The 25890-nt window shown below is 64.5% G+C and carries 23 protein-coding genes; 15 read left to right on the top strand and 8 right to left on the bottom strand.

The window, feature by feature from the left end; translation table 11 throughout:
• Window positions 1–210: 210 nt before the first annotated feature.
• From dnaQ to EN818_RS11885, 5 genes are all read right to left on the bottom strand, one after another.
• Complete coding sequence (gene dnaQ, locus EN818_RS11905; RefSeq protein ID WP_095805324.1) at window positions 211–927, bottom strand: DNA polymerase III subunit epsilon; 717 nt, start codon at window positions 925–927, stop codon at window positions 211–213.
• Window positions 928–1002: 75 nt separating this feature from the next.
• Window positions 1003–1608 carry a dephospho-CoA kinase gene (coaE, locus tag EN818_RS11900; RefSeq protein WP_095805455.1) on the bottom strand — a complete coding sequence of 202 codons (606 nt, stop codon included), beginning with the start codon at window positions 1606–1608 and terminating at the stop codon, window positions 1003–1005.
• Between the two features lie 14 nt (window positions 1609–1622).
• Window positions 1623–2456, bottom strand: coding sequence for a shikimate dehydrogenase (locus tag EN818_RS11895; protein ID WP_095805325.1), 834 nt, complete (start codon window positions 2454–2456; stop codon window positions 1623–1625).
• Complete coding sequence (locus tag EN818_RS11890; RefSeq protein WP_095805326.1) at window positions 2449–3048, bottom strand: Maf-like protein; 600 nt, start codon at window positions 3046–3048, stop codon at window positions 2449–2451. Before EN818_RS11890 ends, EN818_RS11895 begins: the two co-directional genes overlap by 8 nt.
• 133 nt (window positions 3049–3181) lie before the next feature.
• The gene (locus EN818_RS11885) at window positions 3182–4003 is read right to left on the bottom strand and encodes a pyruvate, water dikinase regulatory protein (RefSeq protein WP_095805327.1); all 822 of its coding nucleotides are present in this window, start codon (window positions 4001–4003) and stop codon (window positions 3182–3184) included.
• Between the two features lie 399 nt (window positions 4004–4402).
• Between EN818_RS11885 and hemE the strand changes: the two genes are divergently transcribed.
• The 3 genes from hemE (at window position 4403) to rho (ending at window position 7409) form a co-directional block, all read left to right on the top strand.
• Window positions 4403–5431 carry a uroporphyrinogen decarboxylase gene (gene hemE / locus EN818_RS11880; RefSeq protein WP_095805328.1) on the top strand — a complete coding sequence of 343 codons (1029 nt, stop codon included), beginning with the start codon at window positions 4403–4405 and terminating at the stop codon, window positions 5429–5431.
• The gene (gene hemJ / locus EN818_RS11875) at window positions 5428–5964 is read left to right on the top strand and encodes a protoporphyrinogen oxidase HemJ (protein WP_095805329.1); all 537 of its coding nucleotides are present in this window, start codon (window positions 5428–5430) and stop codon (window positions 5962–5964) included. The genes hemE and hemJ overlap by 4 nt, the downstream gene beginning before the upstream one ends.
• Window positions 5965–6143: 179 nt before the next feature.
• Window positions 6144–7409, top strand: coding sequence for a transcription termination factor Rho (gene rho, locus EN818_RS11870; protein ID WP_095805330.1), 1266 nt, complete (start codon window positions 6144–6146; stop codon window positions 7407–7409).
• 123 nt (window positions 7410–7532) lie between these two features.
• Here the strand turns inward: rho and EN818_RS11865 are convergent, their stop codons facing one another.
• The gene (locus EN818_RS11865) at window positions 7533–9560 is read right to left on the bottom strand and encodes a thioredoxin domain-containing protein (RefSeq protein ID WP_135904592.1); all 2028 of its coding nucleotides are present in this window, start codon (window positions 9558–9560) and stop codon (window positions 7533–7535) included.
• A gap of 121 nt (window positions 9561–9681) precedes the next feature.
• On the opposite strand from EN818_RS11865, the gene mnmE reads away from it, so the two are divergent.
• The 7 genes from mnmE to EN818_RS11830 all read left to right on the top strand — a co-directional run bounded on the left by mnmE (window position 9682) and on the right by EN818_RS11830 (window position 17166).
• Window positions 9682–10992, top strand: coding sequence for a tRNA uridine-5-carboxymethylaminomethyl(34) synthesis GTPase MnmE (mnmE, locus tag EN818_RS11860; protein ID WP_129553580.1), 1311 nt, complete (start codon window positions 9682–9684; stop codon window positions 10990–10992).
• A gap of 163 nt (window positions 10993–11155) precedes the next feature.
• Window positions 11156–13030 (top strand): tRNA uridine-5-carboxymethylaminomethyl(34) synthesis enzyme MnmG, encoded by a 1875-nt coding sequence (gene mnmG / locus EN818_RS11855; protein ID WP_135904544.1) that lies wholly within the window; start codon window positions 11156–11158, stop codon window positions 13028–13030.
• Window positions 13027–13668 (top strand): 16S rRNA (guanine(527)-N(7))-methyltransferase RsmG, encoded by a 642-nt coding sequence (gene rsmG / locus EN818_RS11850; RefSeq protein ID WP_095805333.1) that lies wholly within the window; start codon window positions 13027–13029, stop codon window positions 13666–13668. Before mnmG ends, rsmG begins: the two co-directional genes overlap by 4 nt.
• Window positions 13669–13685: 17 nt before the next feature.
• On the top strand, window positions 13686–14483 hold the full coding sequence (locus EN818_RS11845; protein ID WP_095805334.1) for a ParA family protein: 798 nt from the start codon (window positions 13686–13688) through the stop codon (window positions 14481–14483).
• Between the two features lie 54 nt (window positions 14484–14537).
• Complete coding sequence (locus EN818_RS11840) at window positions 14538–15428, top strand: ParB/RepB/Spo0J family partition protein (protein ID WP_095805335.1); 891 nt, start codon at window positions 14538–14540, stop codon at window positions 15426–15428.
• Window positions 15429–15731: 303 nt separating this feature from the next.
• The gene (locus EN818_RS11835) at window positions 15732–16358 is read left to right on the top strand and encodes a DUF1326 domain-containing protein (RefSeq protein WP_095805336.1); all 627 of its coding nucleotides are present in this window, start codon (window positions 15732–15734) and stop codon (window positions 16356–16358) included.
• A 7-nt stretch (window positions 16359–16365) separates the two neighbouring features.
• Window positions 16366–17166 carry a DUF2182 domain-containing protein gene (locus EN818_RS11830; protein ID WP_095805337.1) on the top strand — a complete coding sequence of 267 codons (801 nt, stop codon included), beginning with the start codon at window positions 16366–16368 and terminating at the stop codon, window positions 17164–17166.
• A gap of 136 nt (window positions 17167–17302) precedes the next feature.
• Here EN818_RS11830 and holA read toward each other — a convergent pair whose 3' ends face one another.
• On the bottom strand, window positions 17303–18346 hold the full coding sequence (holA, locus tag EN818_RS11825; RefSeq protein WP_095805338.1) for a DNA polymerase III subunit delta: 1044 nt from the start codon (window positions 18344–18346) through the stop codon (window positions 17303–17305).
• A 357-nt stretch (window positions 18347–18703) separates the two neighbouring features.
• Between holA and EN818_RS11820 the strand changes: the two genes are divergently transcribed.
• From EN818_RS11820 to lpdA, 4 genes are all read left to right on the top strand, one after another.
• Entirely contained in the window at window positions 18704–19936 is a 1233-nt protein-coding gene (locus EN818_RS11820; RefSeq protein WP_095805339.1) for a 3-methyl-2-oxobutanoate dehydrogenase (2-methylpropanoyl-transferring) subunit alpha, read from the top strand.
• Window position 19937: 1 nt separating this feature from the next.
• Window positions 19938–20951 (top strand): alpha-ketoacid dehydrogenase subunit beta, encoded by a 1014-nt coding sequence (locus EN818_RS11815; RefSeq protein WP_095805340.1) that lies wholly within the window; start codon window positions 19938–19940, stop codon window positions 20949–20951.
• Between the two features lie 11 nt (window positions 20952–20962).
• A complete protein-coding gene (locus tag EN818_RS11810; RefSeq protein ID WP_095805341.1) occupies window positions 20963–22333 on the top strand; it encodes a dihydrolipoamide acetyltransferase family protein in 1371 nt (456 codons plus the stop codon).
• A gap of 267 nt (window positions 22334–22600) precedes the next feature.
• On the top strand, window positions 22601–23998 hold the full coding sequence (lpdA, locus tag EN818_RS11805; protein ID WP_095805457.1) for a dihydrolipoyl dehydrogenase: 1398 nt from the start codon (window positions 22601–22603) through the stop codon (window positions 23996–23998).
• Between the two features lie 142 nt (window positions 23999–24140).
• On the opposite strand, the gene EN818_RS11800 is transcribed toward lpdA, so the two are convergent.
• Complete coding sequence (locus EN818_RS11800) at window positions 24141–25244, bottom strand: saccharopine dehydrogenase family protein (protein ID WP_095805458.1); 1104 nt, start codon at window positions 25242–25244, stop codon at window positions 24141–24143.
• Window positions 25245–25392: 148 nt separating this feature from the next.
• Here EN818_RS11800 and EN818_RS11795 point away from each other — a divergent pair, with 148 nt between their 5' ends.
• Entirely contained in the window at window positions 25393–25821 is a 429-nt protein-coding gene (locus EN818_RS11795) for an Lrp/AsnC family transcriptional regulator (protein WP_095805342.1), read from the top strand.
• Window positions 25822–25890: the final 69 nt, after the last annotated feature.

Below are 25890 nucleotides of genomic sequence, written 5' to 3'. Positions count from 1 at the left end.
ACGTGGCGCTACGACGGCTCGGTCGTCATCCTAGGGCGCAGCAAGGAGCGAAGCGAAGCGCGCAGACCCTGGGATCATGCCGTGACGCTAAGGCGTCGCCGCGGTTACAGAATTCTGCACCGTTGCAGTCTACGGCAAAGGTCGGGGCATGGATACTCGGGTCAAGCCCGAGCATGACGACGTGAGGGTGCTTTCGGCCAATCCTCAGCATCAGGCGCTACCAGCGCCGACTGCCACCTTCAGCCACAGCGCCTTTTCGCCAAGCGCCGAGACAAGGGCGGCATGCGCGGCGCGATCGGCCTCGGTGAGGCGCGGCGGCAGCGCGATCGGCCGGGCAACGATCGAGATGTCGATGTCGGCCACCTCGCCGGCGCCGTTCACCTGCACCGCCACGGCATCGAGGATCAGCGCCGCCTGCTTGCCGCCGATGAGCTCGATATAGACTTCGGCCAGCAATTCGGAGTCCAGGAGCGCGCCGTGCTTGGTGCGGCGGGTGTTGTCGATGCCATAGCGCCGGCAGAGCGCATCGAGCGAATTCGGGCCCATCGGATGCTTGCGCCGGGCCAAGGCCAGCGTGTCGACGATGCGGCCCGGATCGATGGCCGGATGGCCGAGCCGGCTGAATTCCAGGTTGAGGAAGCCGAGGTCGAAGGTGGCGTTGTGCGCGATGAGCTTGGCCCCATCGGTGAAGGCCAGCCATTCCTCGACGATCTCCGTGAAGGTCGGCTTGCCGACGAGATCGGCCGCGCTGATGCCGTGCACGGCCTGCGCTTCGGCGTGGATCGCACGCCCTTGCGGATTGATGAACTTGTGGAAGGTGCGGCCGGTCGGAAAGCGATTGACAAGCTCGACCCCGCCGAGCTCGATGATGCGGTCTTCGCGCAAATCGAGGCCGGTGGTTTCGGTATCGAAGATGATCTCACGCATTTCGAATCGGTCCGCTCTGGATACCAGAATCACAAACCGGAACAAAATGGCAATGGGGTCTGCTGACAGGGGCCGTCAGGAAGCGTCCTTGCCGGAGTTTTCCCCCGTCAATTCGCGGATGATGGCTTCGACCGCCCGGCGCGCGGCATCGAAGCCCTGGCCGGTGTCGACGATGAAATCGGCCTGGCGGCGCTTTTCGGCGTCCGACACCTGCTTGGCGAGGATCGCGGCAAACTTCTCCTCGCCCATGCCGGGCCGTGCGAGCACACGCTCTCGCTGGATGTCGGCGGGCGCGGTGACGACCACGACCTTGTCGACGCGGTCGCGGCCGCCGGTCTCGAAGAGCAGCGGAATGTCGAGCACGGCGAGCGGCGCGCCGGCGGCGCGATGGCTGGCAAGAAACGCATCGGCATCGGCCCGCACCAGCGGATGGATGATCGCTTCCAGCTTGCTTAGCGCGGCCGGATCGCCCAACACCTTTTCGGCCAGCCTGGCGCGGTCGACGACGCCCGATCGCGTCGTGCCGGGAAAGGCCGCCTCGACCAGGGGCGCGGCCTTTCCTGCATAGAGCCGATGCACGGTCTCGTCGGAATCATGGACCGGCACGCCGGCCTCGGCGAACATCTTCGCCGTGGTCGACTTGCCCATGCCGATCGATCCGGTGAGGCCGAGCACGATCATGGCGTTGTCCGTCATCAATGGGCTTCGATGTCGGCGACGATGATGCGCCGCAATTCCGGCGTGACCTCCGGCTTTTGCCCGAACCAGAGCTCGAAACCAGGCACCGCCTGGTGCAGCAGCATGCCGAGGCCATCCACAGTTTTCAGACCGCGGGTTCTGGCCGCAGCGAGCAACGGTGTTTCCAGCGGCATATAGACGATGTCGGTGACGATGGCATGGCCGGGCAGGCCCGCCGGGTCGGCGGCAAGAGCCTCGTTGCCATGCATGCCGAGCGCCGTGGTGTTGACGAGCAGGCCGGCATCGGAAAGCAATTCCCCGACAGCGCCGGCGCCATGCGCGGAAACCCCGGCGCCGAACCGGTCGGCGAGTTCCTGAGCTCGCGCCAGCGTGCGATTGACGATGCGGATGTCGCCGATGCCGCGCTGTTTGAGCGCGTGGATCACGGCCCGGGATGCTCCGCCCGCCCCCAGCACCACGGCCGGACCATTGGCCGCCCAGCCCGGTGCGTGGTCGTCGAGATTGGCGGCAAAGCCGTGGCCGTCGGTGTTGCCGCCCCACAGAACCCCGTCCTCGAACCACAGCGTGTTGACCGCGCCGATTTGCTCGGCGGCGTGATCGCGGCGGGCGACCCCCGCGAAGGCGGCTTCCTTGTGCGGAATGGTGACGTTGCCGCCACGATAGCCACCGGCACCGATCGATTTCAGGAAGCGGGCAAAATCGGCCAGCGCGACGTCGATCGCCTGGTAGCTGCCGTCGATGCCATATTGCGCCAGCCAGTGGCCATGGATCTTCGGCGAGCGCGAATGCGCGATCGGATGACCGGTGACGAACGCCCTCCTCTCAGCCATCGATGGCTCCCAGGGCGCGCAATTCCTCCAGAACCGGCAAGAGCGGCAGGCCGACAATGGTGAAATAGTCGCCTTCGATCTTCTCGAACAGCTGGATGCCTTCGCCCTCGATCTGGTAGGCGCCGACGCTGGACAGCGCCTTGGCGCCGACGCGGGCCAGGTGCCGGCCGATGAAGGCCGGGTCGAGCTTGAGCATGGTGAGGCTGGCAATGCCGACATGGCGCCACAGGACCTCGCCATCTCGGCAGAGCACGGCGGCGCTGTTCAACTGATGCGTCTTGCCGGACAAAGCCAAAAGATGCCTGCGCGCGCCTTCCATGTCGGCCGGCTTGTGGAAGACCTCGTCACCCAACGACAGCGTCTGGTCGCAGCCCAGCACCAGAGCGCCGGGCTTGCGCTCGCTGACTTCCGTTGCCTTGGCCTCGGCGAGGATCGAAGCCACGTCCTCCGGCGAGGCGCCGCTGTCCTGCAAGGGCGCCTCGAGCGCGCGTTCGTCGACATTCGCCGGCACCGCCTCGATGTCGAGCCCGGCATTGACGAGCATCGCCTTGCGGAAAGGACTGCCCGAAGCGAGGATGATTTTCTCGGCCATGGTTTTGTGGTTGCCTAAGGTTTGAACTGGGCAGGAGACGAGTGCGGCGAGCAATTTCTTGGATCGCTGCACTCCTCGGCCACGGTTACGAGCGACGCGGCGGTGGTCGTCAGCCGCGCATCGCCGGCCCCAGTTATCTGTTCTTTCCGCGCAGGGCAACGATGGCCGCCGCCGTTTCCTCGATGGAGCGGCGGCTGACGTCGATCATCGGCCAGCCATGCCTGGTGCAGAGCTGGCGCGCATAGGCGAGCTCCTCGTTGATCGAGACGCGATCGATATAGTCGGTCGAGACATAAGGGGCGGTGTTGCCGAGGATGCGGTTCTGCCGCACATGCGAGATGCGCTCGGCAGTGGCGACCAGGCCGACGATCAGCGGCGTCTTCGCGGCGATCAGACTTTCCGGCAGCGGCACGCCCAACACGATCGGGATGTTGGCGGTCTTGATGCCGCGGTTTGCCAGATAGATGCTGGTCGGCGTCTTCGAGGTGCGCGAGATGCCGATCAGCACGATATCGGCGTCGTCCATATTGGCCGGCAGCTGACCGTCATCATGCTCCATGGTGAAGTTCAGCGCATCGATGCGGCGGAAATATTCGGCGTCAAGCACATGCTGGGCACCGACGCGCCGGCCGGCCGGCGTGCCGAGATAGGATTGGAAGACACTGAGCACCGGCTCGAGCACCGAAACGCAGGGCAGGCCCATGGCGGCGCAGCGCTCGTCTATGCTGCGCGCGAGCTTCTGGTCGACGACGGTGTAGAGAATGATGCCGGGCTCCTGCTCGATATCCTCGAACACCTTGGCGATCTGCTTTTCGGTGCGGATCAGCGGATAGATGTGCTCGATGGCCCGCGCGTCCTTGTACTGGGCGGACGCCGCGCGGCCGGCCGCCAGCAGCGTCTCGCCGGTGGCGTCGGAAATCAGATGCAGGTGAAAGAAGCTCTGGGGTTTGTTCACAAGGGCGGTTCCGGGCTGTGGGCAGATGTGGACAAGGCTGGACGAAAAATCGGGGCCGGCGAAGGCGACTGTATCAGATGCCAGCTTGTCCACAATTCGCCCCGCTGTAGGCTTTGCCGCGGCGCTGGGGACAAAACTGGGGATCAACTTTCCTTGGCCGGTACCATCCACAGTGCCAAATTCGAGGCGGCAAGGCCAAGCCGCTGACTCCACAGCCTGAATCCGGTTCTTCCCCAGATCCCTCCAATTTGCGAACAAGGGCGCGCGACAATATGCTGACTGGCGTTTTCGGGCGGCAGGCGGGACAGGTCGCAACCACCACAACCAACAGACTCTTAGAATCAGAAGACTCTTTTAAAATAGATATTTGATTGTAAGAGACCCAAGGATCGACGCCTGATGGCTGGGAAACGGATCATGCTGGACGTCCTCAAGGGCCAGACGGTCTCACCGCCGCCGCTCTGGATGATGCGCCAGGCAGGTCGCTACCTGCCGGAATATCGCAAAACCCGGAAGCGGGCCGGATCCTTCCTCGATCTCTGCTACGATCCCGAGCTTGCCGTCGAAGTGACGCTGCAGCCGATCGAACGCTTCGGCTTCGATGCCTCGATCCTGTTCTCCGACATCCTTGTCGTGCCCAATGCGCTGGGCCGGGAAGTCCGGTTCGAAGAAGGCCGCGGGCCGATCCTGAAGCCGATCGCGGCGGCCGAGATACCGGCGCTCGATGGCGAAACGTTTCACGTGAATCTCGAGCCGGTCTACGAAACGGTGCGTCGCCTGCGCGCGAAACTGCCGGATGAAACGACTCTGATCGGTTTCTGCGGCGCACCCTGGACGGTGGCCACCTATATGATTGCCGGCCACGGCACGCCGGATCAGGCGCCGGCACGGCTTTTTGCCTATCGCGAACCGGAGGCTTTCGCGCGGCTTCTGAAGCTACTGGCCGACCATTCGGCCGCCTATCTCATCCGCCAGATCGAGGCCGGCGCCGATGTCGTGCAGATTTTCGATTCCTGGTCGGGCGTTCTCGACGACGCCTCGTTCGAGGCGTTCTGCGTCGAGCCCGTGGCCGAGATCGTGCGGCAGGTGAAGGCTGCGCATCCCGATGTCCCGGTGATCGGTTTCCCGAAAGGCGCCGGCGAGCGCTATCGCGACTATCGCAAGAAGACGGGAATCACCGGTCTTGGCCTCGACTGGACCGTGCCGCTTTCGATGGCCAAGGAGTTGCAGAGCGAAGGCGCGGTGCAGGGCAATCTTGATCCGCTGCGGCTGGTCGCCGGCGGCAAGGCGCTGGCTGACGGCGTGGCCGCCATTCTTCGGACGCTCGGCGATGGCCCGCTGATCTTCAATCTCGGCCATGGCATCACGCCCGAAACACCGGTGGCGCATGTCGAGGCGATGGTGAAAATGGTGAGGAGCCGCGGATGACCGGTATAGCCAGCGAGAACAGCACCGGCCAGGCGATGAAACGCATGGTGATCGGCATCCTCGTGCTTGTCCTGCTGACCGGGCTGCTGTTCCTTGTGGCGCCGGACAGCTTCTATCTTTGGGCAAAGGCGATCCATGTCATCGCCGTCATCTCGTGGATGGCCGGCATGCTCTACCTGCCGCGGCTCTTCGTCTACCATGCCGATGCCGAGAGGGGCTCGGCGCAGTCCGAGACCTTCAAGGTGATGGAGCGCAGGCTGCTGCGGGCCATCATCAATCCGGCGATGACCGTGACCTGGGTGTTCGGCCTCTGGCTCGCCTGGAAAGGTTTCGCTTTCCAGGGCGGCTGGCTGCACGCCAAGATCGCCGCGGTGCTGCTGCTTTCAGGGCTTCACGGCTATTTCGCCGGCGCGGTGCGAAAATTCGCCGAGGACCGCAACGAAAAGAGCGCCAAGCACTGGCGGGTCGTCAATGAAATCCCCACATTGTTGATGATCGTCATCGTCATCCTGGTCATCGTGAAGCCGTTCTGAGATTCCCAAGAACGGGCCGGATGGCCCAGCAAAAGGCGGCTTGCTCTTTCAGGCGACCGACGATAAAAGACGGGTCTTCCTTCCCGTCATGCGCCGCCCCCTTTTCGCTTTCGGCCGCGCCCGGCATTTGTCGCATACCAGCCGATTTTTCTCCCCAAAGCCTACCCAGAGTCTATCTAATGCAAGAAATGAAACTCGCCGAGTTCAAGAACAAGAAGCCGCCAGAGCTGATCGCTTATGCCGAATCGCTCGAGGTCGAGAACGCCAGCGTCATGCGCAAGCAGGAGCTGATGTTCGCAATCCTGAAGAAGCTCGCTGCCCAGGACATAGAAATCATCGGCGACGGCGTGGTCGAGGTGCTGCAGGACGGTTTCGGTTTCCTGCGCTCGGCCAACGCAAACTACCTGCCCGGTCCCGACGACATCTATATCTCGCCGTCGCAGATCCGGCGCTTTTCGCTCAAGACCGGCGATACGGTCGAAGGACCGATCCGCAGCCCGAAAGAGGGCGAGCGCTATTTCGCCCTGCTCAAGGTCAACACGATCAATTTCGACGATCCGGAGAAGATCCGGCACAAGATCCATTTCGACAATCTGACGCCGCTCTATCCGACCAAGCGGCTGAAGATGGAGATCGACAATCCGACCTCGAAGGACATCTCGCCGCGCGTCATCGACCTGGTCGCACCGATCGGCAAGGGACAGCGCGCGCTGATCAACGCGCAGCCGCGTACCGGCAAGACGGTTCTCATGCAGAACATCGCGCACTCGATCACCGCCAACCATCCGGAATGCTATCTGATCGTGCTTCTGATCGACGAGCGCCCGGAGGAAGTGACCGACATGCAGCGCTCGGTGAAGGGCGAGGTGATCTCCTCGACCTTCGACGAGCCGGCCGCCCGCCACGTGCAGGTCGCCGAGATGGTGATCGAAAAAGCCAAGCGCCTGGTCGAGCATGGCCGCGACGTCGTCATCCTGCTCGATTCGATCACGCGCCTCGGCCGCGCCTACAACACCGTCGTGCCGTCATCCGGCAAGGTGCTGACCGGCGGTGTCGACGCCAACGCGCTGCAGCGCCCGAAGCGCTTCTTCGGCGCCGCCCGCAACATCGAGGAAGGCGGTTCGCTCACCATCATCGCCACGGCGCTGATCGATACCGGCAGCCGCATGGATGAAGTGATCTTCGAAGAGTTCAAGGGCACCGGCAACTGCGAAATCCAGCTCGACCGCAAGGTCGCCGACAAGCGCATCTACCCAGCGATGGACATCCTCAAGTCCGGCACCCGCAAGGAAGACCTGCTGGTGCCGCGCGCGGATCTGCAGAAGATCTTCGTGCTGCGCCGCATCCTGGCGCCGATGGGAACGACCGACGCGATCGAGTTCCTCATCGACAAGCTCAAGCAGACCAAGACCAACGCCGATTTCTTCGATTCGATGAACACGTGATCGGGTGGGGCGCTGCCCCTCCTCTTCGTCATCCTAGGGCTTGACCCGAGGATCCATGCCGTGACCTCCGCCGTCACGGCATATCCTAGGGTCTGCGCGCGTAGCTTCGCTCCTTGCTCCGGCCTAGGATGACGAGCCCCGCCGCAGCAACTTCTCCAACTCCGCGGCATCGGTTGCCACCGGCAGGCACACTTGCCCGGTGCAGAGCCAGGCGCCTGGCTTATCCGTCGGCGGCAGCACGCCGCCGGGCAGCAGCGGTCGATTCGGTTCCGTGCCGATCGGAACGACGACATCGACACGCCTTGGGTCCGGTGTTCGATTCGCTACCGGAACGAGGCTTGAAGACTCAGTTCCATCTATAATGACCAGCTTCAGCGGTTCGAGCGCCAGCGCGCAGGCGTTGATGATGCCGGCCTGGCCATAGGCCTGCTGGGCGGCGCGGCCGACGGCGTGCTCGGCCGTCGTCCAGGCCTTGTCCCAGAGTTCGAGATCGCCGGTAAGAGACGAGAGCCGAACCAGTGCTTCGATGATCTGGCTGGTGGCCGAAGGGATCGCCTCGTCGACATCGCCGCGGATGCGGATCAGGACGTCACTGCTGTCCGACGCCGTCAGATAGTAGCCGGTCTCTGCACTGTCCTGATGCCAGCGGTCGAGCTGGTCGATGAACTGCTTGGCATGGTCCGAGTAGATCGAATTTCCGGTCGCCTCGAACAAGGCGATCGCGGCATTGGTCATGGCGGCATAGTCGCTCGACAAGGCCGGGAACAGCTTTTTGGCGCCCAGCATCGAATGCGGTAACCGGCCATTCTGGCTGGCTCCGACAATATGAGCGAAGGCCTTGGCCGCGGCCTCGATCCAGTCGGATCGCCCGAAGGTTCGGCCAGCTTCGGCGAGAGCGGCGATCATCAGGCCGTTCCAGTCGGTGAGCGCCTTGCCGTCGCGTCCCGGCCTGACCCGCTTTTCCCGGCTGGCGAGCAGCTTGGCCTTCAGCGGCGCAAGTTGGATGCAGTCGGCGACGCCCTGGCGTTGTTGTCCGGCGGTCTGGCTGATAATCGGCTTGCCTTCCCAGCCATGAGGAGCGGCCAGCTCGAAATAGCGGAAGAACATAGCCGTCTCGTCCCCGAGTGCGGCTTCGACCTCTCCCGGGCTCCAGGTGTAGAACAGCCCCTCCTCGCCTTCGCTATCGGCATCGAGGCTGGCGACAAAGGCGCCGCCGTCGTCGCGCATCTCGCGCAGCAGCCAGGCGATCGTTTCTTCGATTCGTATCCGGAACAACTCGTTCTCGCTCGCCGCATAGGCCCAGTTGCAGAGGCGGATGAGCTGGGCATTGTCGTAGAGCATCTTTTCGAAATGCGGCACCAACCATTCGGCGTCGGTCGCATAGCGGCTGAGGCCGCCGCCGAGATGGTCGTAAATGCCGCCGGCGAGCATCCTTTCGAGGCTGAGCAGCACGGCGTCGCGGTGGGCAGCGTGGCCGTCGCGGAGCCAGGACAGCCATAGGGTGTGCATGAACGGCGCGTTGGGGAATTTCGGTGCGCCGCTCAAGCCCCCGAGATCGCGGTCGATCATGCGGTCGATACGCCCGGCGAGGTCGGCCAGCGTGCCGCGGTCGAGCGCCGCCCTGCCCTGGGTTCCGGCAAGCCGCTGCTCCACATGGGCGGCCAATCCAGCGGCGCTGTCGGCAAGGCTTTGCCGCTTCTCCCGCCATGCCTTGTCAACCGCTTCCAGCACCTGGATGAAGCCGGGGCGGCCGTAGCGGGCCTCGCGCGGAAAATAGGTGCCGCCCCAGAACGGCTTGCCGTCGGGCGTCAGGAACATGGTCAACGGCCAGCCGCCCTGCTCGCCCATGGCATGGAGTGCCGCCATATAGATCTGGTCGATGTCCGGGCGCTCCTCGCGATCGACCTTGATATTGACGAAGAGCCGGTTCATGACGGCAGCCACGGCGGCGTTCTCGAAGCTTTCATGCGCCATGACATGGCACCAGTGGCAGGCGGCATAGCCGATGGAGAGAAGGATCGGCCGTTCGAGCTCCTTGGCTTCGGCCAGGGCCGTCGGCGACCAGGCCCGCCAGTGCACGGGATTGTCGCTGTGCTGCTGCAGGTAGGGACTGGCCTCTTCGGCAAGCAGGTTTCGTGCGGGCAGGGTCACGATGGGCGGCTCGGCATGATCGTTGATGAGCGACAATTCCGGCAAGCCAGCAGCAGCGTGTCCGGAATTGTGAAACGAAATACCTAGGGCGGTTCGGCAGGTCGGGCAAATGGTTTCCCAGATGGCTTCGAAGGATTCGATCGTGGCGCTGTCGAGCGGCCGCCTGCCGGCCGGGGTCGCTGTGGTCCGCATCTCGGGCCCGAAGACTCGATTCGTGGTCGAAACGATCGCTGCCGGAGGCGTTAAGGAAAGGCATGCCACGCTGCGCAAGCTGACGGCGTCGGATGGCTCGGTCATCGATCACGGGCTTGTTCTGTTCTTTGCGGGGCCGGCAAGCTTTACCGGCGAGGACGTCGCCGAGTTCCATGTTCATGGCGGCCGCGCCGTTGCCGCGAAGCTGCTCGAGGCGATCACGGCCTTCGATGACATCAGGCACGCCGAGCCGGGCGAGTTTACCCGGCGCGCCTTTCTCAACGGCAAACTCGATCTGGTGGAGACGGAAGCGTTGGCCGATCTCGTTAGTGCCGAGACGGAAGCGCAGCGCCGCTTTGCCGTGCGCAATGCGGAAGGCGTGCAGAGCGATCTTTACGCGGGCTGGCGCCGGCGGCTGATCCATGCACGCGCGATGATCGAGGCGGAGATCGACTTCGCCGAGGAAGACGATGTGCCAGGCTCTGTTTCGGACGCGGTTTGGTCTGATGTGGCCACGATGATTGTCGAGATCGAACGCCACATCCGCGGGTTCAAGGCCGCCGAAATTATCCGCGACGGCTTTGAGGTGGTTATCCTCGGCGCGCCAAATGCCGGCAAGTCCAGCCTGTTCAATGCACTCGCCCAGCGAGAGGCGGCGATCGTGACTGACGAGCCGGGGACCACCCGGGACCTACTGGAAGTGGCGCTTGATCTGAACGGGATGCGCGTTCGGGTCGTCGATACAGCCGGTTTGCGCGAGGCCGTCGGCAAAGTCGAGACTATCGGCATCGAAAGGGCACGCGCCAAGGCCGGCGGCGCCGACCTTGTGCTGCTGCTGGAGGACATGACAGGTCCCCTGCCCGTGGGCGAGATTCCGGCAGGTGTGCCTTTGCTCAAGCTGGGGACGAAAGCTGATCTCGGAGCTGGACAGCCGAACGGCTATGATCTTTTGATCTCGTCGAAGGACGGCACGGGGCTGACCGCGCTGCTGGACGTAATTGGCAGCCGCGCTGCGCAAGCGATCGGCGATGCCGGCGATATCCTGCCGTCGAGGCTTCGGCACGTCGAGCTCTTGAACGAGGCGAAGGGCTTTCTTGCGAGGGCCCGTTCCGGGGTGAGCCCGGAACTGAGGGCTGAGGACCTGCGCTTGGCGGCCGATCGTATCGGGAAGATCGTCGGTGCCGTTGACGTCGAGGACCTGCTCGACGTCATCTTCTCGCAGTTCTGCATTGGGAAGTGACTCACGTGAAACACCGGATCGCGGCGCGCCGGCGTGACTCACGTGAAACACCGCAGGCTGCAATGGTGGCGTGTTTCACGTGAAACGAGTCGGGCGTTCGTCCTTGACAGCGCGGGGCAGCGGGGACATGTGTTCGGACGATCTCTGAAACCGGATTCTTGAAATGACCAATCACTATGACGTGGTGGTGGTGGGCGGCGGCCATGCCGGATGCGAGGCGGCCAGTGCTGCCGCGCGCGCCGGCGCAAGGACCGCGTTGGTGACGCTGCGTTTCGAGACGATCGGGGTCATGTCCTGCAACCCGGCGATCGGCGGCCTCGGCAAAGGGCACTTGGTTCGCGAAATCGATGCCATGGACGGGGTGATGGGGCGCATCGCCGATGCCGCCGGCATCCAGTTTCGCCTGCTTAATCGCCGCAAAGGCCCGGCCGTGCGCGGACCGCGCACTCAGGCTGACCGCAAACTTTATCGACTCGCCATGCAGGCGGCGATCGGCGATCAGGCCAATCTCGACGTGATTGAGGGCGAGGTTCTGGATCTCGCGATCGAGGACGAGCGGGTCGAGGCCGTCCTCGTTTCCGGCGACCGGCGGCTGGCCTGTGGTGCCGTGGTGCTGACCACCGGCACCTTCCTGCGCGGGCTGATCCATATCGGCGAGAAGAAAATGGTTGCCGGCCGCATGAACGAGCAGGCGAGCATGGGCTTGTCGGCGACCATGAGCCGCGCAGGCTTCAAGCTTGGACGCCTGAAGACGGGAACGCCCCCTCGCCTCGATGGCCGCACCATCGACTGGGCGTCGCTGGAAAGCCAGGCGGCAGACGAGGATCCGGTCCCGTTCTCGCTGATGACTGACCGGATCACGAATCCGCAGATTCATTGCGGCATTACCCGCACCACGCCGGCGACGCATGATCTAATCCGTGCAAATCTCGGCCGCTCGGCCATGTATTCCGGATCGATCGAAGGTGTCGGACCGCGCTACTGCCCGTCGATCGAGGATAAGATCGTCAAGTTCGGTGATCGCGAGGGTCACCAGATCTTTCTCGAACCGGAAGGCCTCGACGACGACACCGTCTATCCGAACGGAATTTCGACCTCGCTGCCGGAAGACGTGCAGCTTGACATATTGAAGACGATTACCGGGCTGGAGCGAGCGACGATGCTGCAGCCGGGCTATGCCATCGAATACGACCATGTTGATCCGCGCGAACTGAGGACGACGCTGGAGACGAAGCGCATTGCCGGCCTGTTCCTGGCCGGGCAGATCAACGGCACGACCGGCTATGAAGAGGCCGGGGCGCAGGGACTGCTTGCCGGCATCAACGCTGCGCGGAAGGCTTCGGCCAGCGAGCAGATCGTGCTCAGCCGCACCGAGGCCTATATCGGCGTCATGATCGACGATCTTACCAGCCGCGGCATCGCCGAGCCCTACCGCATGTTCACCTCACGGGCCGAGTTCAGGCTCTCGCTGCGCGCCGACAACGCCGATGAGCGGCTGACCCCGCTGGCTGCGAAGCTCGGAATTGCCTCGTCTCATCGAATGTTGCGCTTCCGCGAGATGACGCAGCAACTGGACCAGGCGCGTGCGCTGGCCAAATCCGTGACGTTCACCCCGAACGAAGCGGCGCGGCATGGGCTGGAGATCAACAAGGACGGCGTGCGGCGCTCTGCCTATGAGCTGCTTGCGCATCCCGGTGTCGACATGGCTTGGCTCACCCGCGTCGAGCCCCGCTTTGCCGCGCTGGATGGCAAAACGGCGGAACGGCTCGAGACAGAGGCCAAGTATGCCGTTTATCTCGAACGCCAGCAGGCTGATGTGGCGCAGATCAGGCATGAGGAGTCGCGCCTCATCCCGGAGAGCATCGACTTCTCAGGCGTGCCCGGGCTGTCGAATGAGTTGAAGCAAAAGATGAAGATCCGTCGGCCACGCTCGATCGCTGATGCGCAGCGGATGGAAGGTATGACGCCGGCGGCCCTTGCCATCATCGTCGCCCATGTCCGCAATGTCGAGCTCGCCGTGCGGAAGGACGTGGCGTGAGCGCTGATGCCTGGGAAGACCTGCAGCAGGCTGCCGGTGCGGTTTCACGTGAAACATTCGAACGTCTCAAGGTCTTCGAGCGGCTCTTCCTCAAATGGAATCGCAGCATCAATCTGGCGGCGCCGTCGACGCTGGAGGACGTCTGGCGTCGCCATGTCCTCGACAGCGCTCAGCTTGCCCGAATCGCGCCTGTCGCAAAGCGGTGGGTCGACATCGGCTCGGGCGGCGGCTTTCCCGGATTGGTGATGGGTTTCCTGCTGGCCGAGCGCGCGGGCGCGTCAATCGACCTGGTCGAGAGCAACCGCAAGAAAGCGTCGTTCCTGCAGTCCGTCGTTGGCCAGTTCGGGCTGCCGGCACGAGTCCTCGCGCGGCGCATCGACGACAGCTATCCTTTTATTTCCGCACCGGAAATTGTGACAGCGCGGGCATTGGCGGCACTGCCCGAACTGCTTGGTCTGTCAGCGCCCTGGCTGACGCAAGGGTCGCGCGCGCTCTTTCATAAAGGCCGGGATTACCGAGCCGAAGTGGAAGAAAGCGCTCACCGCTGGACCTTCGATCTGGTAGAACATCCCAGCATGACCGACCCCCACGCCGTCATCCTGGAAATCACCGATCTGCGCCCGGCGACCCCACAATGAATTACTGGCATAGACCCATGAAAACTGGACCGCGTATCATCACCGTTGCCAACCAGAAGGGCGGCGTCGGCAAGACGACCACGGCGATCAATCTGGCCACCGCGCTGGCCGCGATCGGCGAACAGGTGCTGATCGTCGATCTCGATCCGCAGGGCAATGCCAGCACCGGTCTCGGCATCGACCGCAAGGACCGCACGGTGTCGTCCTACGACGTGCTGACGGGCGAGCTCGAGCTCGAAGCAGCCGCGGTGCCGACGGCGGTACCGGGCTTGTCGATCGTGCCTTCGACCCTCGACCTGCTCGGCATCGAGATGGAGATCGCCTCGGCCCCCGACCGGGTGCTGCGCCTGCGCAATGCATTGCGCGCCGCTGCCGAACGCGCGGCACCGTTCGGCTATGTGCTCATCGACTGCCCGCCGTCGCTCAACCTTTTGACTTTGAATTCAATGGCGGCAGCCGATTCGGTTCTGGTGCCGCTGCAATGCGAATTCTTCGCGCTGGAAGGTCTCAGCCAGCTGCTCGAGACGGTCGAGCAGGTGCGCCGCACGATCAATCCGGATCTCACCATCCAAGGCATCGTGCTCACCATGTTCGACGGCCGCAACAACCTCGCCAACCAAGTGGTGCAGGACGTTCGGGCGCATATGGGCGACAAGGTTTACGAGACGATCATCCCGCGCAATGTGCGCGTTTCCGAAGCCCCCTCCTACGGCAAGCCGGCGATCCTTTACGATCTCAAATGCTCGGGCAGCCAGGCCTATCTGCAACTCGCCTCCGAAGTGATCCGCCGCGAGCGCAAGCTGCGCGCAGCCTGATCGCATCCTGATGACGATTAGCCGATTCCATCCCGAAACGACCTGGACAGAATAATGAGCGAAGACCAATCGAGAAAAAGACTGGGCCGTGGGCTCGCGGCGCTGATCGGCGAGATCGACCGTCCGGCAGTGGCGGAAAAGCCGAGCCAAGTCGCGGCGGACGGCAAGGTGCCGATCGAGTTCGTCAGCCCCAACCCGAAGAACCCGCGCCGGCATTTCGGCGATGCCGAGCTTACCGATCTGGCGCAATCGATCCGCGAACATGGCGTGGTGCAGCCCGTGGTGGCGCGGCCAGCGCCGTCGCAGCCCGGCCGTTACGAGATCATCGCCGGCGAGCGGCGCTGGCGGGCGGCGCAACGTGCAGGACTCACCGAGATCCCGCTGATCGTGCGCGACGTCAACGATCGCACCGCGCTGGAACTGGCGATCATCGAGAACGTGCAGCGCGCCGACCTCAATCCGGTCGAGGAGGCGCAAGGCTACCAGCAACTGATCGACGAGCATGGCTATACCCAGGCCGATCTCGGCCAGGTGATCGGCAAAAGCCGCAGCCATGTCGCCAATACGCTCAGGCTGCTCAAGCTGCCCGGGGTCATCCATGACATGCTTGTCGACGGCGCACTGTCTGCCGGGCATGCGCGCACGCTGGTGACGGCCGGCGATCCGGCCGGGCTTGCGAAGCGGATCGTCGAGGAAGGACTTTCGGTCCGCCAGGCCGAAGCACTGGCGCAGATGCCGGCCGGTCCGACGCCGGCCAAAGTGAAAACCGCGTCGAGCGCGCCGGACAAGGATCCCGACACGCTGGCGCTGGAAAAGCTGATGACCGACACGATCGGCATGATCGTCAGCATCGAGCACAAGGGCAAAGGCGGCACGCTGCGGGTCAATTACCGCACGCTGGACCAACTCGACGAGCTCTGCCGACGTCTCAAAGACGAACGCTAGGCCATTGAGGAAGAACTGTATTTAGCCGGCAAATTATCTTCCAGCTTAAGATGAACGTCGGGGCCTTTTCGAGAAGAAGCGGTTGCAGCCGGCAGGCGCGATGAGAGGCAGCCGAAGCTGGCCCGGCCTGTTCCTTGACAGTGCGCGGTATCGGCGTAACCTCCATTAGGTGCAACTGAACAATATGCCCTGGCGCGCCGAGAAGCCGTGATGTCGGGCTATGTGCCGTTCCTCCGATGCCAGCGAAGCGGCGCCCATCTCGTCTAGCCGTGCCGCCGCGCCTGACAGAGCAGGGAGGTGAAAATGGCAATCAGTTGGCAATTGTCTGGGAGCTATTTCGAAAATTGCAATTGCGACGTCGTGTGTCCCTGTCTGTTGTCCACCAACGCGCAGTTGACCTCGAAGCCGACGCAGGGCGTCTGCGATGTCGCCCTGGTGTTCCACATCGATCAAGGCAATTACGGCGACGTCCGGCTGGATGACCTCAACGTGGCGATGATCGCTCACACGCCGGGTCCGATGGCGGAGGGCAACTGGACGGCTGCCGCCTATATCGACGAGCGTGCGGACGACAGGCAGATGGAAGCGCTGGGTGCGATCTTCACCGGTGCCGCAGGTGGCCCGATGGCTGCCTTTGCGCCCATGATCGGCAACAATCTCGGAGCGAAGAAAACGCCGATCAGATACCAGGTCGACGGTAAGAAACGGTCGGCGGAAATCCCTGGCGTCATGCACATGGCCGTCGAACCGCTGCCAACCATGCGCGAGGACGGCGAGATGTGGGCGGCGACCGGACATCCCGTCAATCCCGACAGGCTCACAATGGCGATGGGCGTACAAGGCAGCACGTTCAGCGACCACGGCATGAACTGGGACAATTCCGGCCGGAACGGCCATTATGCCCCGATCAACTGGTCCGGCCAGCAATAGGCGTTCCATGGCCGGAGCAGACCCGCTCGCGCTGCAAAGAAACATCATTCTGGCGCTGCTGATCGCTGTCGCGGCGGCGGCCTGGGCTCTGCTGGTCCTGCAGCAGAGCGGCATGGACGCCGGCATGTCGATGGAGATGTATTCACCCACCATGGGCATGACGGCGCCGGTGTTTCTTGCTGTCTGGATCATCATGATGGTCGCGATGATGTTCCCGACGGCCGCGCCGATGATCCTTATGTTCCATCGAGTGCAGACCGGCAAAATGGGGCGCGGCGAAACCTTTGTCTCGACCTGGGCTTTCGTGGCTGGATACATGCTGGTCTGGGGTGCGACGGGCGCGCTAGCCTTTGCCGGCGCGGTTGCCGGAGAACTGCTTGCCGCGCAGGCGGGAATGTCCGCCGCGACGGCCGCGCGCATCGGTGGTGTGCTGGTGATCGTCGCGGGCGCCTACCAGCTTTCCCCATTGAAGGACCTTTGCCTGGCCAAATGCCGCACTCCACTTGGGTTTATCCTCACCTCATGGCGCGACGGTCATTGGGGCGCGGTGCGCATGGGCCTGACGCATGGGCTCTATTGCCTCGGCTGCTGCTGGCTGTTGTTCGTCGCGCTTTTTCCGCTCGGGATGATGCACATCGCGGCAATGGCCGTGGTCACCCTGCTGGTCTTTGCGGAAAAGACCCTTCCGGCGGGAGGGCGGATAGCAAAGGTGTCCGGGATTGCTCTGCTGCTCTACGGTGCCACCGTGCTCGTCTTTCCGCAGGCGCTGCCGACCTTCCAGGCGGCGGACGGCATGACCATGAACTGAACGGCAGAACAAGTGCCATGGCGCGAAGGGGGCTAAAGCGCGACGCGCTGAAACGGAGTCAGGCGACGCGCTTTAAGTCTTTGTTTTTACGCATGTCGTTGCCCCAGAACCGCTGCGCACTTCTGGGCGACATGCTTTAGCGCTGCCCCAGCCTGGCGCTTTCCACCGCGATGCCGAGCAGGGCCTGGCGCGCCAAGGCCTCCGATAAATCGGGCCGCTTGCGGGTCTGCAGCACCGCCGTCTGCAATCGGTTCAGCGCGCGGCCGAGCGCTTCGCTGCTCCAGCGTTCGAGTGTCTTTTCGACCAACCTGCGGCGCGAAAAGAAAACCGGCGGGCGGGCGGCGGCGACGACCGACGCGGCATTGCGGCCCCCCGATTCCATCTGGCCGCGCATTGCCTGGATCGCCTGCAGCTGCCGCATCGCAGCCGACAGCACCAGGAACGGGTGACCACCCGACTGGCAGTGGCGGGTGAAGGCGGTGTCGAAATCGCCGATCCTGCCGTCGAGCACGGCATCGACCGCGTCGTCGAAGGAGGCGCCGGACACATCGCCCGACATCGCATTGACGTCGTCGAGGACGATCTCCCTCTTGCCGTGGGCGTAGAGCACCAGCTTCTCGATCTCGCCGCGCGAGGCCAGCCGGTCTCCGCCGAGATTGCGGCGCAACGCCTGCCTGGCGTCGAGCGTCATCGACATGCCGGCCTTGCGCAGTTCGTCATCGATGACCGAATCCAGATCCCTGGCCTCGTCGGCATAGCAGGGCAAGGCCATGGCGTTGCCGGCGGCTTCGACGATGGCTCGCAAGCCGGTGCCCTTCTTCAGGTCGCCGGCTTCGATCAGGATGACCGCATCCCGTGCCGGCTCGCTCGTCAGCGCCTTGATGTCGTCGGCCAGGGCCTTTTGGCCGCTGGCATTGCGCACCCAGAGCAGCCGCCGGTCGGAGAACATCGGCACGGTGCGGGCCTCGTCGAGCAGGCGGCCCTGGTCACGGTCGACTTCCGCGCCGTCCAGCTTGACCACCGAGAACGGGTCGTCGAGCGGCAGGCCGGTCTTGGTGGCAAAGGTCTTGGCCCGCTCGGCGACCAAGCCGCGATCGGGGCCGTAAAGCAGGACAATCGCCATCGCGGGGTCCGGCTTCGCGAGCCACGAATCGACCTCGTATCCCTTCTTCTGTGCCATGCGGGGTGAGTTAGCACGGGGCGGGGTGAGGGAACCAGAGGTTCGGCCATTAAGGGCGGCAGGTGGTCAGGCCGCGGCAGGCAGGTGAGGGGCAGCGTCACCGCCGGCAAATGGGCGCTGACCGAACCTACCGCCGACTTGCCTCCTCTTGCGCCTAACGCCCAGCCACCATTCGCCAAATTGCGCGGGAGGCAAAAACATCGACAAGAAATTTCGCTGCCATATCTGCATCTTGTCGGCCATGGGCTGCCGCCGCCGGCGGCGGCCGGCAACAGGGAAGGCAGCCGCTATCTCGGCCGATGAAATGGCGGCGCGGATGTGCCACTATCGCACCGGCAACATTGGAGGACGAAGGTCATGGCCGATGCTGGAATGTTGCGCTTTCATGTGCCCGAGCCCGAGGTTCGGCCCGGCGGCACGCCCGATTTCTCCAATGTGACCATTGCCAAGGCAGGCTCGGTGCCGCGTCCGGAGATCGATGTCGATCCGCGCAGCATCCGCGACATGGCCTTCTCCATCATCCGGGTGCTCAACCGTGCCGGCGAAGCGGTCGGTCCGTGGGCCGGGCTGCTCACCGACGAGGAGCTGCTCGAAGGCCTGCGCAACATGATGACGCTGAGGACCTTCGACCAGCGCATGCAGATGGCGCAGCGCCAGGGCAAGACCTCCTTCTATATGCAGCATCTCGGCGAGGAGGCGGTGAGCACCGCCTTCCGCAAGGCGCTCAAGCCCGGCGACATGAATTTTCCGACCTACCGGCAGGCCGGACTGCTCATCGCCGACGGCTATCCCATGGTCATGATGATGAACCAGATCTATTCCAACGAGGCCGATCCGCTGAAAGGCCGGCAGCTGCCGATCATGTATTCGTCGAAGGAGCACGGCTTCTTCTCGATTTCCGGCAATCTGGCGACGCAATACATCCAGGCGGTCGGCTGGGCGATGGCCTCGGCGATCTCCAACGACTCGCGCATCGCCGCCGCCTGGATCGGCGATGGCTCGACGGCGGAGTCCGATTTCCATTCGGCGCTGGTCTTCGCCTCGACCTACAAGGCGCCGGTCATCCTCAATGTCGTCAACAACCAGTGGGCGATCTCGACCTTTCAAGGCATTGCCCGCGGCGGCGCCGGCACTTTCGCGGCGCGGGGCCTCGGCTTCGGCATCCCGGCCCTGCGCGTCGACGGCAACGACTACCTCGCCGTTCATGCGGTGGCCAAGTGGGCGGCCGAGCGCGCGCGCAGCAATCTCGGGCCGACGCTGGTCGAATATGTCACCTACCGCGCCGGTGCGCATTCGAGCTCGGACGATCCGTCCGCCTACCGGCCGAAGGCGGAATCCGACGCCTGGCCGCTCGGCGACCCCATCATCCGGCTGAGAAACCATCTCATCCACAAAGGCGTCTGGTCCGAGCAGCGCCACACCCAGGCGGAAGCCGAGATCCTCGAGACGGTGATCGCGGCGCAGAAGGAGGCCGAGAGCCACGGCACGTTGCATGCCGGCGGCAAGCCGTCGACTCGCGATATGTTCGAAGGGCTCTATGCCGTGATGCCGCCGCATCTCAGGCGCCAGCGCCAGCAGGCGGGGGTCTGACATGCCGAGAAAGACCATGATCGAGGCGATCCGCGACGCCATGGATGTCTCCATGGCACGCGACGAGCGCGTCATCGTCTATGGCGAGGACGTAGGCTTCTTCGGCGGCGTCTTCCGCTGCACGCAAGGGCTGCAGGCGAAGTATGGCAAAAGCCGCTGCTTCGATGCGCCAATCAGCGAATCCGGCATCGTCGGTTCGGCCATCGGCATGGCGGCGTATGGGCTCAAGCCCTGCGTCGAGATCCAGTTTGCCGACTACATGTATCCGGCCTACGACCAGCTGACGCAGGAAGCGGCGCGGCTGCGCTACCGTTCGAACGGCGATTTCACCTGCCCGATCGTGGTGCGCATGCCGACCGGCGGCGGCATTTTCGGCGGCCAGACGCACAGCCAGAGCCCGGAAGCGCTGTTCACGCATGTCTCCGGCCTGAAGACGGTGGTGCCGTCCAATCCGCATGACGCCAAGGGGCTGCTGATCGCGGCGATCGAGGATCCGGACCCGGTGATTTTTCTCGAGCCGAAGCGGCTCTACAACGGCCCCTTCGACGGTCATCACGACCGGCCGGTGACGCCGTGGTCGAAGCACGCGCTCGGCGAGGTTGCCGACGGCCACTACACGGTTCCGCTCGGCCAGGCGGCGATCCGCCGGCCGGGCGCGGCGGTCACCGTGATCGCCTACGGCACCATGGTCTATGTCGCGCAGGCCGCTGCCGAGGAGACCGGCATCGATGCCGAAATCATCGATCTCAGGACATTGCTGCCGCTCGACCTCGACACCATCGTCGCCTCGGTGAAGAAGACCGGCCGCTGCGTGGTGGTGCATGAGGCGACGCTGACTTCGGGCTTCGGCGCCGAGCTGGTCGCGCTGGTGCAGGAGAACTGCTTCTACCATCTGGAGGCCCCGGTGGCGCGAGTCGCCGGTTGGGACACGCCTTATCCGCATGCGCAGGAGTGGGAATATTTCCCCGGCCCCGCACGGGTCGGGCGGGCGCTCGTCGAGACCATGGAAGCCTGAGAGGAATCACGATGGGCGAATATGTGATCAAGCTTCCCGATGTCGGCGAAGGCGTCGCCGAGGCCGAGCTCGTCGAGTGGCATGTCAAGCTCGGCGACCTGGTGCGCGAGGACACGGTGCTGGCGGCCGTCATGACCGACAAGGCGACGGTCGAGATTCCGTCTCCGGTCGACGGCGAGATCCTGTGGCTCGGCGCCGAGATCGGCGACACGGTGGCGATCGGGTCGCCGATCGTGCGGCTGAAGGTTGCCGGCGATGGAAATGTCGTGGCGGGCGCGCAACCGTCGGAGGTCATGGCGGCACCGACCCCCACCCCTGACCCCTCCCCACAAGGGCGAGGGGAACACGCTTCGACCGCCAAGGCCGCTGCCAGGCCAATGACTTCTTCAACCGCAGAGGCGCCGGCACGAGATCGTGAGCCGGCACCGCAATCCCCCTCCCGCTTTCGGGGGGTCAGGGGTGGGGGTGCTGCGCCGACTTCTGGCGCGCCGCGCGCGGAAGGCGAAAAGCCGCTGGCCTCGCCCGCGGTGCGGCTGCGCGCGAAGGAGGCCGGCATCGACCTGAGGCAGGTTGCAGGGAGTGGTCCGGCCGGGCGCATCAGTCATGAGGATATCGAAGCCTTCCTGGCCCGCGGGCCGCAGCTTGCCCGCGCCACCGGCTTGACGCGCAAGGACGGCGTCGAGGACATCAAGGTCGTCGGGCTGCGGCGCAAGATCGCCGAGAAGATGGCGCTCGCCAAATCGCGCATCCCGCACATCACCTATGTCGAGGAGATCGACGTCACCGCGCTGGAGGAGCTGCGCGCCACGCTCAATAAGGAAAAGCGCGGCGCGCACGGAGCGGACAGGCCAAAGCTGACGCTGCTGCCCTTCCTGATGCGCGCCATGGTCAAGGCCATCGCCGACCAGCCCAGCCTCAACGCGCTGTTCGACGACGAAGCCGGCATCATCCACCAGCACGAAGGCATTCATATCGGCATCGCCGCGCAGACGCCCAACGGCCTCGTCGTGCCGGTGGTCAAGCATGCCGAGGCGCGCGACCTGTGGGATTGCGCCGCGGAGGTCAACCGGCTCGCCGAGGCGGCCAAGTCGGGCACGGCGAGCCGCGACGAGCTTTCGGGCTCGACCATCACCATCACCTCGCTCGGCGCCATGGGCGGCGTGGCGACGACGCCGGTCATCAACCATCCGGAGGTGGCGATCGTCGGCGTCAACAAGATGATGGTGCGGCCGGTGTGGGACGGCACGCAGTTCATGCCGCGCAAGATGATGAACCTGTCATCCAGCTTCGACCACCGCGTCATCGACGGCTGGGATGCCGCCGTCTTCGTCCAGCGCATCAAGACGCTGCTGGAGACGCCGGCGCTGATCTTCGTGGAATAGTCGTATGGATGCGGACGGTGCCCCCTTAGCTTCGTCATCCTCGGGCTTGACCCGAGGATCCATGCCGCGACCTCGGCCGAAGGGCGCGGCGGACCAGAATTCTGGACCGTTGCAACGCCCTCACGTCACGGCATGGATCCTGGGGTCTACGCGCGTCGCTACGCTCCTTGCTCCGCCCCAGGATGATGACGTTCCAAGGATATCGGCCAATCGCCACGGTCTGCGATTGGGTCAGCCAAAATCCCCGTGCTCAGCAACGAGAACGTCATGAAAGAAATCTCCTGCAAGCTGCTCGTCGTCGGTGCCGGTCCAGGCGGTTATGTCTGCGCCATCCGCGCCGGCCAGCTGGGCGTCGACACCGTCATCGTCGAGGTTGGCAAGCCGGGCGGCACCTGCCTCAATGTCGGCTGCATCCCGTCCAAGGCGCTCATCCATGCGGCGGAAGAGTTCGACAGAATCGCGCATCTGGCGGGGGCACAGAGCCCGCTCGGCATCGCGGTGGCCACGCCGGCGCTGGATCTGGCGCGGACGATCAGCTGGAAAGACGGTATCGTTAGCCGGCTCACCAGCGGCGTCGCGGGGCTATTGAAAAAGGCCAAGGTCAAGACCGTGCATGGCTGGGCGACGTTCCGGGACGGCAAGAGCGTCGTGGTCGAGACCGAGACCGGGACCCAAATCATCCGCGCCGAGACGGTGGTGATTGCCACCGGCTCGGCTTCGGTCGCCTTGCCGGATCTGCCCTTCGGCGGACCGGTCATCTCGTCGACCGAAGCGCTGGCGCTCAGCGAAGTGCCGGGCAAGCTCGTCGTGGTCGGCGGCGGCTATATCGGGCTCGAGCTCGGCATGGCCTTTGCCAAGATGGGCGCCAAGGTCACTGTGGTCGAGGCGTTGCCGCGCGTGCTGGCGCAGTATGACGCCGAGCTGACAAGGCCGGTGCTCAAGCGTCTGGGCGAACTCGGCGTCGAGGTGATGCAAGGCGCCAAGGCCAGGGGGCTGTCGACCAAAGGCGATGCGCTGCTTGTCGAGGCGGCCGACGGCAAGAACGCCAAACTCGCTACCGACAAGATCCTGATAACGGTCGGCCGCAAGCCGCTCACCGAGGGTTGGGGCCTGGAGCAGATCGACCTCGACATGGCGGGAAAATTCATTCGCATCGACGACCAGTGCCGCACCTCGATGCGCGGCATCTACGCCATCGGCGATGTCACCGGCGAGCCGATGCTGGCGCATCGCGCCATGGCGCAGGGCGAGATGGTGGCCGAGATCGTCGCCGGCCACAAAAGAAGTTGGGACAGGCGCGCGATCCCGGCGATCTGCTTCACCGATCCGGAGCTGGTCACCGCCGGGCTGTCGCCGGACGAGGCGAAAGCGCTCGCGGGCGAGATCAAGATCGGGCAGTTTCCGTTCTCCGCCAACGGCCGCGCCATGACCAAACAAGGCGAGGACGGTTTCGTCCGCGTCGTGGCGCGGGCAGACAATCACCTGGTGCTCGGCATCCAGGCGGTCGGGCAGGGTGTGTCGGAGCTGTCGGCGGCCTTCGGCCTGGCGCTGGAAATGGGGGCGCGGCTGGAAGACATCGCCGGCACCATCCATGCACATCCCACGCAGGGCGAGGGGTTCCAGGAAGCGGCGCTGAAGGCGTTAGGCCACGCGCTGCATATTTAGAGGGAGCGATGGCCGGCAGGCCAGAGGGGGTCGATGCGACTGGATGCGACTCCGTTGCGACAGATGGAGGTTGGCGCTCCACGCGCGGCGACCCTCTGTCGCCTTCGGCGACATTTCCCCTCAAGGGGGAAGATCACACAGCTCACCCCGCTAATCGGCTCACCATCTCGTGCTGGGCGTAGGCGCGGCCGAAGCGGTTGGCGAGGAAGGCGTCGAGCGCGATGTCTTCCTGGCGGACAAAGCCCTTGGCCGGCAGGGTGCCGTCGGCCAGCATGTCGAGCACGGCGCAGATGCCGGAGGCGGTGGTGATCTGGATGGCGCTGCGCACGACGTCGCCGACGCGGTGCGAGTAGATCTTGTTGGCGTAGGTCTCCTGCAGCAGGCGGCCGTTCCTGCGGCCGGAGACGGTGACGAAGACGATGACCACGTCCTGCAGCGTCGCCGGCAGCGCGCTCTCGAAAATGTCCTTCAGCACGTCGCGGCGGTGGCGCAGCCCGAGATCGTTGAGCAGCGCCTTCATGATCGCGGCGTGGCCGGGATAGCGGATGGTGCGGTAGTTCAGCGTGCGCACCTTCCCCTTCAGCGTCTCGGCCAGCGTGCCCAGACCGCCGGAGGTGTTGAAGGCCTCGTAGGTGACGCCGTCGAGCGAGAACTCCTCGCGCTCCTCCAGCGGCGGCACCTCGATCAGCTCGCCCTCGACGATCGCCTCGCAGGGCTCGCAATATTCGTTGATGACGCCGTCGGTACTCCAGGTCAGGTTGTAGTTCAGCGCGTTGGACGGATATTGCGGCAGGGCGCCGACGCGCATGCGCACGCTTTCCAGCGTGTCGAAGCGGCTGGCGAGATCGTTGGCGACGATCGAGATGAATCCCGGCGCCAGGCCGCATTGCGGAATGAAGGCACTGTTTGCGGCGCGCGCCAGCTCCTTCACCCGGCGCGTGCTGACGACATCCTCGGTGAGGTCGAGATAGTGCACGCCGGCGGCGGCGGCTGCCTCGGCGATGCGCGTGGTGAGGTGGAAAGGCGCGGCGCTCAGCACCGCGAACTTGCCGGCGAACACTGCCTCCAGCGCGCCCGGCGCCGCGATGTCGAGCTCGCGCGTCGCGACGGCGGCGGGCAATTCGGCCGCGGCGAACTGGGCGGCCGAGCGGTCGACGAGCGTGACGTGATAGTCGCCCGTGGCGCTGAGCATCTCGGCGATGGTCGAGCCGATCTTGCCGGCGCCGACGACAACGATGTTCTTCATGATCATACCCTCTCCAATTCGGGTGGGCCAATTCGGACGGGGCCGATTCGAGCTGCCGGGATCATCGCAGCTTGCCCGTCGAAAAGAAGCGTGGAATCTGTCAAAGTGAAGCTCAAGTTTAAGCTTATTGCCGAGAGGTTTCGTCGAAATGATCAGCAATGCCGAACAGGCCCTGCTTTCGCTGCTGCGCGCCAACGCACGCGCCTCGACCGCGGAGCTCGCAAGACAGCTCGGCGTGTCGCGCACCACGGTGCAGAGCCGGATCGAGCGGCTGGAACAGCGCGGCATCATCGCCGGCTATGGCGTCAGGCTGTCACCGGACTATGAGCAGGGGCTGGTCAAGGCGCATGTCCTGCTCACCGTCACGCCCAAGCTCGCCGACAAGGTGGTGCGCAGCCTGGAGGCGCTGCCGCAAGTCAGGACGCTGCATTCGGTGAGCGGCAATTTCGACATGATCGTCATCGTCGACGCGCCGTCGATCCGCGATCTCGACGCGCTGCTCGACCGGATCGGAGCGATGGACGGGGTGGAACGGACGTCGTCGTCGATCATCTTGTCGACGCGGGTGGATCGGTGAGGCGGGGCGGTGGAACTGCTGATCTCCCCCCTTGCGGGGGAGATGGCCGGCAGGCCAGAGGGGGGTGTG

The organism is Mesorhizobium sp. M3A.F.Ca.ET.175.01.1.1, from assembly GCF_004791945.1.
GTDB lineage: Bacteria > Pseudomonadota > Alphaproteobacteria > Rhizobiales > Rhizobiaceae > Mesorhizobium.
This window is presented reverse-complemented; position numbering and strand designations above follow the sequence as displayed.